General features: G+C 58.3%; 5 protein-coding genes. All 5 read right to left on the bottom strand.

The genetic code is table 11. The features are described from left to right. Window positions 1-38 precede the first annotated feature (38 nt). The 5 genes from CMG77_RS11350 to CMG77_RS11330 all read right to left on the bottom strand — a co-directional run bounded on the left by CMG77_RS11350 (window position 39) and on the right by CMG77_RS11330 (window position 13200). Window positions 39-2105, bottom strand: coding sequence for a hypothetical protein (locus tag CMG77_RS11350; RefSeq protein ID WP_286805040.1), 2067 nt, complete (start codon window positions 2103-2105; stop codon window positions 39-41). Window positions 2106-2252: 147 nt separating this feature from the next. After that, a complete protein-coding gene (locus CMG77_RS11345) occupies window positions 2253-3179 on the bottom strand; it encodes a hypothetical protein (RefSeq protein WP_286805041.1) in 927 nt (308 codons plus the stop codon). A 61-nt stretch (window positions 3180-3240) separates the two neighbouring features. Next, window positions 3241-5424, bottom strand: coding sequence for a hypothetical protein (locus CMG77_RS11340; RefSeq protein WP_286805042.1), 2184 nt, complete (start codon window positions 5422-5424; stop codon window positions 3241-3243). Window positions 5425-5504: 80 nt separating this feature from the next. Beyond that, complete coding sequence (gene pbpC / locus CMG77_RS11335; protein ID WP_286805043.1) at window positions 5505-7853, bottom strand: penicillin-binding protein 1C; 2349 nt, start codon at window positions 7851-7853, stop codon at window positions 5505-5507. Window positions 7854-7860: 7 nt separating this feature from the next. Next, the gene (locus CMG77_RS11330; RefSeq protein WP_286805044.1) at window positions 7861-13200 is read right to left on the bottom strand and encodes an MG2 domain-containing protein; all 5340 of its coding nucleotides are present in this window, start codon (window positions 13198-13200) and stop codon (window positions 7861-7863) included. Window positions 13201-13278: the final 78 nt, after the last annotated feature.

Below are 13278 nucleotides of genomic sequence, written 5' to 3'. Positions count from 1 at the left end.
TCGGCTCGGACCTTTTTCATTTTAATAGCTTACGGAAATTATTCGGAATAGCGGGTTATAACGACAAACTCGTTTGTGTTTAGATCGTACGCAAATACCACTTTATGATAATCCTGAGCGACAAAGAGATAGTTATCTTCTTCCATGTAGTGAGCACCATCAGATAGTCGAGCATCAAATTCATCGCTTTCATCGTAGGGATGAACGACAACCCACTCATCGGCCGAAGTGCCTCTTTTCATAATCCCGCGAGATGTCTCGAAAATGTATAGTTTCTCCTCTTCGTCCATAAGCACAAAATCATTTACAGCCTTGATAACATGGTCTGACGGGTAGTCCAGAGGAACCCCCTCTCGATTACCATTCGTCAGGTCCACCTTATACAGATCAAGTCCACCATAAATGTAAGCCTGGCTCTCATCTTCTGTAATTACGAGTCCTCGAGCTGATCCGAAATCCGGCCCATCGCCGACACCAGCCTCATAATCTGAGATGACTGTACTTTCTCCAGAGACGAGATCGACCCTCAAAAGTCGCTTGTAATCGCCCCCTGAAAGTATATAAATATTCTTGGTATCTAATGGAGACAAAACAATATCGCGAACTTGATCGAAATCTGACGTACTGCTTTCAGAATCTGTCCGTAGGATCTCTTCGGCCAACCCTGTTTCAAGATCAACCTCGTAAATAGTATCACCAACAATGTCACGAGCGACTAATAACCGACTATTCTCAGTATCAAGGGCGCCAATACCAAGGGCCCATAAGTTTAGAGCCTCGTTTTCGCCGTCATTTGAGACAAAAACAGAGCGAGCTCCAGTGCTCAAGTCCACTGCCAATGCAACACGGTACTCAGCTACCCCTTCATCTTGATCACTACCCAACAAAAGAAGACGGTTACGAGCCTCGTCATAAACCATGTCTCCAATGTCAAACTGTCCCTGCTCATCATCCGGAAACGGCGCCGTATATTCCTGCCCAACCACCGTCACTTCCACCGGCTCTTCCAGCTCATTGCCCGCTTCGTCTTTGACTTGTAGTGATACCCGGTTTTCGCCGGGAGCCAGGGTGATGCTCTGCTGCCATTCAGCAAAGCCGGATTCCTCGTCGGTTTCCAGGGTGTAGGGAACGGTGCTGTCCCCGTGGTGAACGGTCAGGGTGACTTCGGCAACATCGCTGAGCTCATCGGAGGCTCGCCCTCGGATGGTCAGGGTTTCGGCGCCGCTGGCGCTCATGGGGGGCGGGAACGCAATTTCACCGACCGGAGGCTCTTCATCCGGGGCGGTGGTCAACGCCCACTCGACGGTTTCGGTTCCGATGGTGATCGCCACCTCCCGAGTTTGGTCAGGACCGCTAAGCGTTACTGCACGCAGTGAGATAGCATCTCCCGGCTGAAGCTCTCCCGCTTCGGTGGTGAACTCTCCACCGTTGACCCGGTACTCACCACCGGTGATATTGACGGCCACGGGGGTGTTAATCCCGCTGATCTCGACCTCTTCACTGGTTACCTCTGTTTCGGGATCCAGACCTTCCTGGGGGGCAAAGCCAAAGGCATTCGGTGTCGTATCTTCGGCTTCGGTGGTAACGGTAAAGGTGCCGCTAATCCCACCAATCGTCAGCATGGCAGACGCTTCGGTGCTGAAATTCCCGGAGGCCGTCACTTGAACCCTGACTTCGTCATCCAGGTCCACCTCGCCGTCGGCGTCGGTATAAGCGCCACCCTCGATACTGTATTGACCGCCGGTAACCGAAATCGTGGTAACGGCATCAATACCGCTGACGGTGACGGTATTGCTGGTCAGTGTGGCACCAGGCTCTACATCAAATTGAGGCTCGAACGAGAAAGGGGCGGGCTCAAGGTCAGCGGGTTGGCTCGAGCTACTGGAGCTTGATACTGAACTGGAAGTTGAGCTGGAACTGGAACTGACAGAGGACTCAGACGAGCTTGAGCTTGTCTGCGGCACGCTGGAAGACGAGGGTGAATTAGACGATTGGCTGCTGGACGAACCGGGCTCCGGGCCGCCCCCACTACTGCCGCCACAGGCGGTCAAACCAAGAGTCATCAGAGAAGCCAGGGTAAGCTGGCGCAGTAAAGCGAGGGGCATGACGTGCACTCCTTGTGTTCCGTGTCAGACTTCAAAGGGCGGCATTATGCCAGTCCTTTATCCATTTTTGTGTGATGCAGTTAAAGTTGGCGCAAAACACCTCAAGATTAACAGAAAGAATACGGAAAATACCGAAAGTGATTGGTTCTATCGGGCTATAATCCAATTACCATTTTCGCGTCGAAACACAAGACCATACCTCACAGATCCGGGATCATCAACGAAGTTGAAGGCAATTGCTGGACCATCATCTGACCGAACTAACGCAACCAGCTTTCCATTTGGTTCGTGGATCAATCCAAATTTCTCATTGTCTGATCTAACAATTTTCAAATCGGGGTTACTTAGCGACTTTTTAAGGCTCGCTCTCAGCTCTTCCGCCGTCGTTCCATCCTGTAAGTAAAAAGCCCTGTCAGTTTCGGAGTTCCTCTCCTCGAACATTGTCATTATAACGTCGATATCCCCCTCAATGAGGGCATCCTCAATCCTCTTATATTCTTCGTAAAGCTCATCCCTGTCCCGGTAATACGTCTCGTCTGAAACTGCAAAGTAATCAGGAAGATCATCACTTAAAAAGAACTTCCACAAAGGCAAGCTGTTAGGGATGTCTACCGTCCTTGTAAGTGTAGGGCCGGCCATTTCCTCTTCTGGCTGCTCTATATCCAAAGGATGTATAACAATATTTCCGTGGGAATTTTCGATGAACTCATTCTCTGGGTCGACCTGACGACTCCCAGGACCGCCGTTTAGGGCCACGAGATCAGTTTCGCTCCCATCAAACACAATATCTGTTATCTTGTGACTGACGCTCAAATCTTCATCCGGCTTAACAACCAAGCTCACTGAGAGCCTCGCAGACTCTGGATACTCAGATCCCGTTTCAGGCGCAAAAAGCCCAAGGGAAAAAGTGTTTTTTTCAGGGTGAATATAATTGTTAACGGGAAGCTCAACTTTCGACTGGCCCATCAAGCTATTCACCTGATGGACCTTCACACCATTTATATTCACGAAAGATTCGACATTATTACTCTCTACTAACAAGTAAAATAGCGGTTTTTTTTCAAGCACACTCATTCCATCACCTTTACCGTCAGAACAGGATGAAGATAAAAAAATACATAACACCAGAACCAGCTTAGAATGGAGCTTCATTAAGGGAATACTCCTTTTTTTCTCTAGGAAATCTGGCCTCTGGCAATATTTCCCTGAGCCTTTTCATTTCTTTCTCTTTCAAATTTTCGTTCTGTGCTTTCTTGTAACGACCTCTCCTTCTCTGGTCATCCTCATTCTCAGCGTTTTTCGAATCCACCGTTCCTTTGGCTACCTCCGCATAGTAGGTGTAGTAGAGCGCCGCACCCGTAAACAGCACACTTCCACCAATCGCGGGCTCACCTTCTTTTACGGTTGACGTAAGCTCGAACACAGCGCCAATACCTTTAGATTCAGATCCCGCGCTCTTGAGGGACATTACCATGCCCGCCCTGACCTCGACATAGAATATTTTTGCTTTCGCCTCGATTCTGGCTTCTACGCCAACCAACAGACTCAGAGCACTTTTATTGGTCGTCGTTACTCCGTCTTTGGCCAACCAGCGTTTTCCTGCGTTCTTTTCCCAGGATAAGCTGCCTGAAAGCTCACCGGAAATAAGCAAGTCCAGTGCGACTACAGCGCCTGCGCTGAGCTGCTCTGTTCCTATCCCTTGTTGCGCGCGCTCTCGAATCTCCTTAAGAATCGTGGAGTGGGGCCCCTGCAGGCTGATTATGGTATCGAGAATATCGACACACACATCAGCTTTAAGCAGAGGCGCCATGGACAACGATATACTTCCCGATACCGCGATATCGTTTCGCTGTTCAACCTCTTTAAGCTCAACACCCCCTTTGAGCTCTACGGTCGGCCAAGTCAGTTCAACCTTGTTTCGATTGGACTCATTCCGGTTTTTCCCTCTGCGGGTGTACTTTTCGATGCTTTCGGTCACGGTGTCCATCATTGACCGGATCTCAGGGAAGCAGTCGTCCACCGTCAACTTTTTGTCCGATCCGAGCTCCCAATGGTGAGTATTCACCTGACCGGACACTTTCCCGGAGAGTGCCCAGTCTCCGGTTGAGCCTTCATTACTATCAAGGCTTTTAGACGTACTACTCTGAGAGTATCCAGCCTTAACGCCGCCCTCCCACTTCACTGTTGGAAACGCATGTACAATTCCCTCTACCTGCTCGATTTCTGAGCAGCCGGAGGAGTGGAAACGGTAGGTGTTGAAGTCGATATCACCCGGTAACAGATAACGGCGCAGGAAGTCGCTGAAGGTTTCCACCGGCTGGTCGTTGCTTGGCGGCAGCACCGCGATTTCTTTGCCACTTTGTTTGATGACACTGTCGCCGTCCGGGCCGCTCAGATTGATTGAGGGGCATGCATTTTTGCCGTGACCGCAGGCGCCGGCGAAATCGACGGTGATTTTGTCGGGGCGGTCATCCTGGGTAATGACCTGCAGCACTTTTTGCGTGCCGTTCATATTGGGCTCGCCGTTGAGCACGTCGAGCATGTAACCGCGCGAGCCGTAGTGGGCGCAGCGCAGCATGAACTTTTGCAGCTCGCAAACGGGGATTTCTTCGACGGGGTCATCGTTTTGTGCGCCATCGCCACGGTCGTCGGCGTGGGGGCCCAGGGTGGCGAGAGCGTTTCCGGCCGTGGCTTCCAGCAGCTCTTCTACCAGATTGGTGTCGCCTCCGGGTTTACCGGCGCCGGTCTGTATTGGCTCCTCCACTACCACCAGCTCACCTTCGTGCAGCGCCTGGGCAATGGACTGAAGCGGGGCCTGTGCTTGCCATTGGCCAGCCGGGAGCAATTTTCCGGTGGCTTTGAGTTGTTGGGCGCTGGGATTGAGGCTCTGCACAAAGGCTTTAGCGTCGCTCAGGCTGACAAAAGACCGGGCGGGATGGTCGCTCTTGGTAGCGTTTGCGGCCGGCATCAGTGCCCAGGCGCTGTCCTGGTTATTGCGGAAGCGGGTCAGGCCACTCAGGCTGTTGAGCATGGCCGGGTTGGCGCTGGGGTAGATCTGAACCCGTCCCTCGGCAATCCAGTCCGCCACGCGCCGGCGGGCATCGCAGGGGTCGGCGGGCGGAGTGGGGTCACCGAGGCTGACCAACAATTGCAGCCAGAAATCTGAGGCGCAATCCAGGCCGATCAGAAATTGATGCGCATAGAAGTTGTCGCCAAACCACATCGGTCGCGAGGTCGGGCGAGGCCCCTGGCTGGGGTGATAAAAGCGGTAATATCGACCAAGCAGGTCGTTCAGGTAAGGCACACTTGCAGGTAGCATGACTCAGCCACTCCTTGTAATCCCTGTCATTTGCAGCGCGAATTATGCCACAACGTCTATCGCGAATGTGTGACTCAGTTCTAGCCCTCGCCGCCCAGAACCCGAAACCAACGCTCCAGTTGGTAGCCATCCCCATCCACCAGACGTAATTTGTGCCAACCCGGGTCAAGTGAGACCGCCTGCTCGTGAAACAGTCGGGTTTTCCCCAGATAACGATCATCCAGATGCCAGAACAGTTCTCCCTCGGGATGGCGATGGACGGCCTGGAGAACAGTGCGCCCGCGCCGCCCGCTCAGTTCGAGTGGGATATACACCTGGCTGCCCTCACGGGGATAGAGCAGGTCCATAGGTTGGTCATCGGCGTAGTGGTGAACGGCGGCCAGACAGTCCGACCGCCAGGGGGGAACCGACCGGTAATCATTGTGATGCAGGCGCCAGAAGTGCGCCTGGAGCGGTGGCAGGGTGAACCAGTCGGCCGAGACCATGGCGCTGACCCGCTCACAACCGGCGTGCACCCGATACTGACCGGTGGCATCGAGTTGGACCCGCTGGTAGTGCGGGGTGACCTGCTGAAAGTGGCTGTGCCGGGGAATATCAATTTCGCGCGACTCGCACTGGCCACCGGCGAGATAGCCATCGGTGATGCACACGGACACGGTTTTCAGAGCCCGGGTCGGCCGGTCAAACCAGCGATGATTGCCCAGTTGGGCAAACACTTCGAACAGTACCGGCGCGGCACTTTTCTGGCCGCTCAGCGCTGGCGCTGGTTCACCGCCGGCATTGCCGGCCCAGACGCCCACGGTGTAGCGGCCGTTGCTGCCGATGGCCCAAGCATCGCGCAGGCCATAACTGGTGCCGGTTTTCCAGGCGATGGCCTGACTGCCGCTGAAGTCCCGCCAGAGCGCATCGGTGCCGGGCCGGACAACATTGAGCAGTGCCTGCAAAGTCAGCCAGGCGGCACCCTGCCCCAGGCCGGGATCGCCCTTTGCCTCTCCGTGTTCGCCATGGATCCGCTGTGCTTCGGCGGGCCAGGTGCCCGCACGGGCCATGGAAGTCATTCGGGCATAGAGGTTGGTCAGCTCCCACAGAGTGCCTTCGGCACCACCCAGAATCAGACTCAATCCATAGTCTTCCGCCGGGCGATGCAGAGTGCTCACCCCCAACTCCTGAAGACGATGATGCAGACGTTCGATGCCGTAGTCTTTAAGCATATGCACCGCCGGCACATTGAGCGAGCGGGCCAGCGCCCGATGGGCCGGCACCGCGCCGCGGTATTGGCGATCGTAATTTTCCGGGCGGTAGCCGCCGAAATAGGCGGGAATGTCCGGCACCAGAGTGGTGGGCAACAGCTCGCCCTCTTCCAGCATCAGGCCGTAGAGCAAAGGTTTGAGAATGCTGCCGGTGGAGCGCGGTCGCTGGATAATATCCACCGCCGGTGCGTGGCTGTCTCCGGCGGCCTGGTTGCCCACATAGGCCAGGGTGCGCATCCGTTCATGATCCAGCACCAGAATCGACAGGTTGTGGACGCCGTCCCGAGCCAGGCGACGCCCCTGCTGCTCGGCAATCTGCTGGGTACGTCGCTGCAGGTCGGCATTCAGGGTCGTGTGGAACACTGCCTGAGAAGGGGCCTCGGAGGCCAAGGTAGTCAGCAAGTGAGGCGCCAGATGAGGCAAAGGTCGGGGTCGTTCGGGGAGCGGCTCGCGTAGCGCCAACGTCAGATCCAGTTTACTCAGGGCGCCAGCCTCGGTCAGACGGTGCAGCAAATGATCCCGCTTTTGACGCAGACGCTCGCGATCGCGTCCGGGGTGGATCAAAGCCGGGCTGTTGGGCAGCACGGCCAGGGTGGCCGCTTCCGCCCAGGACAGCTGCTCCGGTTCACGTCCGAAGTAACGCCAGGCGGCGGCCCGCAGGCCGACGATGTTGCCACCAAAAGGGGCGTGACTGGCATAGAAATTCAGCAGCTCATCCTTGCTGAAATGCCACTCCAGGTGCAGAGCGCTCAGAGCCTCCAGCGCTTTATTGGGCAGAGTGCGGGGCGGGTCGTCGCGCAGCATTCGCGCCAGTTGCATGGTGAGGGTACTGCCGCCGCTGGTGACCCGACCGGCTTTGATATTGCCCCAACCGGCCCGGGCGATGGCCAGGGGGTCGATGCCCGGGTGGAGGCGAAAACGCCGGTCTTCGAACAGCAACAGTGCCTGCTCGTATTTGTCCGGCAGGTGGGTAACCGGGGCAAAGCGCCATTGCTGGTCGCCGGCAATCCGGGCTCCGAGCAGTTCGCCATTGTCGGCGAGTATCAGACGGGCGTAGTCGCGATTTTGTAAGCTCGACGGCAGCGGCCAGTACTGCAGGAGCAGCGAGGCAACCAGCATCCCCCCGGCCACCCCCAGCAGCCAGGGCCGACGTATCCACTTGCCGAAGGTCTTACTCACCGCCGCCTCAGTCCGACTTGATCACGCGGACCCACTGCCCGGCGGTACCCGCCCGAATCCGTTCGTTATACATGGCTTCGGTGCGCCACCCCGGCAGGTAGAAGTCCCCCGCGTAGGAGGCGTTGAGCAGGATCTTCAGGGTGACCCGCTCCTGGCGATCGTCCTGATAGCGCCAGCGCCACCGGTAGTCCCGCCAGAGGCTGAAGTAGCCCAACACCCGGTCGTCACGAATATCCAGATAGTCAAACCCCTCGGGCGCATCGCCGCCTTCCAGCCGCTCATTGCGGATCTGCCAGCCGCTGGGCATTACCAGGCTCAGGGCAATATCCTCCAACCGCGCGCGGCCCAGTTCACCGAAGTCGGCTGAGACACTCACTTCCGCCATAAAGTCGGTGCCCTGAGGCAGTTCAGTGACCTCCAGGGTTTCGCCTTCCAGCATGGCGAAGCGCACGTCCAGATTCAGTCCCTCCGCTTCCGGCTGCTCATCCGTGGCGGCGGGGGTGCCTCGATTGCTGAGCAGCACCCGCAGGTTCTGATCACTGTCGTTGCGCACCCCGGCCTGGGTATTCATCAATGACTGCCGATACCAGTGGCTCTGACTTTCCAAAGACTGCCAGTCGCCCTCGGTATCCAGCGCGAAGCGCAGGGGTTCCTCGGCGTCCACGTCGCCGGCGAAGTTTGCCAGGGCGGTGAGGGCCCAGGCCACCGATTGAGTGCTGTACCAATCGGACTCAGAGAGCCGCTCGGCGATCTGTTCCGCCTGTTGCCAGGCCGCTTCCTGCTCACCGGCCTGGACCAGCAACTTCAGGCCGATGGCCCGGTCGCGCAGGCTGGAGCCATAGGTATAGCCGGGCTCGTCATAGTCCGGCACGCGCTCGACCTCGGGCATCAGTTCCCGCCCGGCATCCTTGAGCCCGAGCTGATAGTAAGCACTCGCCAGCAGACGCCGTGCGGTCACCTGCTGATCGCTGTTCAGTTGGGTCAATCGCTCTCGCAACCGGTTCATGGCCGGGGTTTCCGCCGAGCCCGCCAGGGCCAGCACGTAAAGGCGATAGGCCTGCACCTGGGTCCGGTAGTCTTCGCCCTGATTGAAGCGACGGGCCTGCTGGCGCTCGTGGTCCAGCCAGCGCTGCAAGCCGTCAGCCTCGACGCCATAGCCGCGCCGCTGGGCTTCCACCAGGAAGTGCCCCGCGTAGAGCGAAGCCCAGTCATTGGCGTAGGTCGCACCGGGCCAGTAACTGAAAGCACCGTTGGCCAGCTGGAAGCGGGCCAGCCGCTCGATGGCGGCCTGCAAGTTGCTCTCCCGCTCGCGTTCCTGGTCATCGGACAGGGATACCAATCGATCCAGGTAGAGCTGTGGGAAAGCCGCCGAGGTCACCTGCTCCAGACAGCCGTGGGGGTAGTTGAGCAGGTAACCCAGGCGCTGCTCGAGATTGATCGGCGGCAACCGGCTGATCTCGATGCTGGCCTCATTGGTGCCCGCCATGCCGTGGGCTTCCAGAGAGGAACGCCACTGCTCGCCCGGCGCCAGGACAACCTGCTCCCGACGTACCGACGGCGGGTTGGCCGCACGGGATTCAATATGAATGGTCTGGCTGGCTGCCTCTTCACCGCTGCGAGCGGTCACCGTCACCTGCCCTTGCCCGACCTGATCGTTGACCTTGAGGGTCAGCTCGGTGATGGCGTCCTGTTGCCCGTCCAGGCTGAGCTCCGCCGTGCTCTGCGCGATAGTGAACAGGTCACTGGCGCTGGCCTCGATGGTCACCTGATCAATGGCTTCGTCGTTCGTAAACACTTGCACCGGCAGGGAGATGGTCTCCCCCGGCCCGACCACCCGGGGCAGTGTCGCCAACAGACTGAGCGGCTGGGTGACGGTGACGCTCTGTTCGGCCTTGCCATAGGCGCCCTGCTGGCCCGCCACTACCATGGCGCGTACTTCGCCCAGATAGGGTGGCAGCGTGATCTCGTGGGTTTGAGTCTCGCCCGCGGCCAGAGTAAAGGGGCCAAGGAACTGCACCACTGGCGGAAAACGGCGCTCCCGGGGGTTGGCATCGACCTCATCGTCGGCATCGCTACCACCGATGGCCAGCACTCTCTGCAGGGAAGCACCGTAGGCACCCACCACCTGGTCGAACAGGTCCCAGGTATAGACACCCAGGGCTTCGCGACGATAGAAATGATCGTGAGGATCGGGCGCCTTGAAGCCGGTGATGCCCAGTAGGCCCTCATCCACGAGGGCCAGGGTGTAGGTCATGGCCCGGTCGTTGGTCTCGCTGACCTCAACCGCAAAGGTGGACTCCGGGCGCACCTGTTCCGGGGCTTCAATCTCGGGTTCCAACCGGGTGTCGGGATCTTCCACCGCCAGGGGCACCAGACCATACAGACGCATGGGGGCATCACTGGCCCGCTCCTGGTGGGGCAGCAACAGGCTCAAGTGTACATAGACATTGGGCGCCATTTCGGCGGTGACCGGAATCTCGATATCGGTCTGCCCCGGCTCCAGGTCCAGCCAGCGCCGTTCCAGTACCCGCCGACCGTTTTCCAGGCTGAGCAGCACACGGCCACGCTCAACCTCCGGCAAACGGACCCGTGCAATCTCGCCCACCTGGTATTCATCCTGATCGGTGGAGAGCATCAGTTGGGTGGCGCTGGCGGGGTTCACTGCGTTGCTGCGGCTCCAACCCAGATACAACGGCTCCCCGGCGCAGTGACCGCTGTTTTCGTCGCACACCCGCAGCAGGTAGCGGCCCCAATCGTAGTGGTCCTTCTTCAGGGTCCAACGGGCCAGGCCGTTGGCGTCGGTGGTGAGCGAGTCTTCACTTAAGGGCGCGCGATTCTCACTGGCCACAAAGCTGGCCAGGTCGTCACTGCCGCGATCCCACCACCAGCGCCAATCCACTTTATAGAGGGTGAGTTTCAGGTCGCGGTCAGCCAGTGGTTTGCCTTCGCTGGAGAGACTCTGAAAACTGACTTCATGATCCTGATTGCGGGCGATGGCTCCGTTGTAACCGCTGCCGTCGGGTACGTGAATGCCCACCCACTGTTCGAATGGCAGATAATCGAACCGGCGCAGCGCCGTGCTGAACGCCCCGCCCGGTTCGAACACGCGGTTGATGAATACGGCGGATAACTGACCCGGCGGTGGCGAGGCCACCGGAAGGTTCACGGGGAAGCGCGCTTCACCACTTTCATCCAGCTCTCCTTCAAACACCCTCTGAGTGGCCCCGGAAAACTCCCGGGCCGGGTCGTCAAAGGTGAACTGGCTGTAGCCGTCGAAGCGGGTGGTTTTGGGAATCAACCGGACTTCGGTATCCGCTTTCAGCCCGGCGGCGCTGGCACCGTGCAGCCACTGGGCGGACAGCTCGGCCTCGGCCGGCATGGCATCCAGACGCAACGGGGTCTCGGCAAAGCTCAAATCCATTTTCAGCCGATTGGGCATGATGGTTTCGATCTTGAGCACTTTGTCGAAATAGCGGTTGCCCAGATGCACCACCGCCCGCCAATTACCCGTGGGCGCGGACTCCTCGGTACTCAGCGTAAAGCGGTAGAAGCCGTCCACCGGGTTGCGGGCGATTTCGCTGGTGACTTTCTTTCCTTGAGGATCAAACAGATCCAGGGTCACCGGATGATCCTCGGGCCAGCGGTCGTCGCGATCTTCGAGAATAAAGGTCAGATGGATGTCATCCCCCGGCCGCCAGACGTCCCGCTCGCCATAAATAAAGCCTTTCAAGCCATCGCGCACCGGCTCGCCATCCACATCAAACTGATTGGTGGGCAGTGCTTCGTTGCGCGCCAAGCGCAGATAGCCGGTTTTTCCCTCGCGCTCGGCCACCAGATAGAACGGCTGCCCGTCAGTGCGGATCGAGGCCATACCATATTCATCGGTGCGACCTTCCCCAATGGGTTGCTGCTGGAAGTTGTAAACGCGAACCTGCGCATCCGGCAAAGGCTCGGCATCGAGCAGGCCGGTGGCAATCACTTCCAACTGATCATCACCACCCAGCTTGGCCATCAGGCCCATGCTGGATACCTGAAAGGCACGTTGGGCCTGCACCTGATCGCTATAGCGGTAGTAACTTTTGTGACAGGGATTGTTGCGTTCGCTGTACACCCAGTAACCGCGAGATTCGTAGTACTGCCGATACCAGGCTGGCTTGGAATCATTCTGGTAGGACCAGTCGCCCTCGTGACTTTCCGGTTCCGGATCTTCTGCCTGCTCGGGACGAGGCACATCACAGGGGTAGAGGGAGTTGCTGCGGTCCACACTCAAGGACAGTTGAATCATGCCCTCCGGATGCTCTGCCATCAGCTCAGTCAGATCCAGGTTGTAGCGTTGCCAACCGTCGCTGGCGGGCTCGGGCAGGCGATAGGTTTTGCGCCACAAGTAGCGACCGGTGGCACCGTCCGGCCCTGCATCGGAGAGTCCATGATTCTGCAGATACTGCCCCATGTTGCCTTCGAACACTTTGAAGGCGGTGACCTGCACCGAGTCGATATTCGCCGCTTCAAACGGAACAGACAATTGGCGCGCGGGCGGCAGAATACTGCTGCTGCCCAGGAAGCGTACGCCGGGGGTGACCAGGTTCAGGCGCAACGACTGCTCGAAGCCTTCGGACAAACGCTGGCCTCGCGCACTGCGCACCAGGTCAGTGACGGTCAGCATAACGCTTTCGTCGGTCTGCTTACTCGGGTAGAGCCGCAGGCGGCTGCCGTCCACTCGAGCGCGGACCTCCTTGCCACCAAGCTGCACCAACCCGCTCAGGTTCTGCTCACGATCCAGCGGCTGGGAAAAGCTCACCTCCACATAGGTTTGCCCACCGTGCACCACTTGCGCGCCGGTAACCACGAAGGTGTCACGGGCGGGAATCGTCAGGGTTCGCTGGCCTTTCTGTGACGACCCGATACTCGAGCCGTCCCAGGCGAGCACCAGCGTCTGTTCCCGATCGGTCTGAGGCAAGGCGTCCAAATGGAAACCGAAGCGCACCGGCTTGGCGGTCTCCTGCCACTGTACCGGCACCGATTCTCCTTCAAGCTCCGCCGTCAGAACCGATTCCACAGCGTTCCGATCCGCACCGTCCGGCACATAGAGCTCACCGGACAGGGATAGCTCGTCGGCCCTTTCCGATGGCGCCAAACCGCCCACCGTCAGCTCAAAACTACCCTGTTCGCCAGAATCCGGGGCCGCCGAGGAAGCGCTTTCAGACGAGGAGGAGGAAGATGACGCGGGCGGATCTTCGCCCGGGCTGCAGCCCAGCAGCACCGACAGCGCGGCACTGATCAAGATCCAGCGTATCCGTGTGACCGAATTGAAGAGTGTCACGCCAGCGGGCAAGAAAGGCTTGTCCATAAGAGTCCCTGATGATTTGTAGGTTGGAGAGGCTGCAGTCAGTTTACCCGACAGTCGCGTCATAATCCCAGACGCCCG

Origin of the sequence: Marinimicrobium sp. (assembly GCF_002695945.1) — a bacterium.
GTDB classification, from domain to species: Bacteria; Pseudomonadota; Gammaproteobacteria; order Pseudomonadales; family Cellvibrionaceae; genus Marinimicrobium; species Marinimicrobium koreense.
The sequence above is the reverse complement of the archived record's forward strand: the minus strand, read 5'-3'. Positions and strand labels throughout refer to the sequence as shown.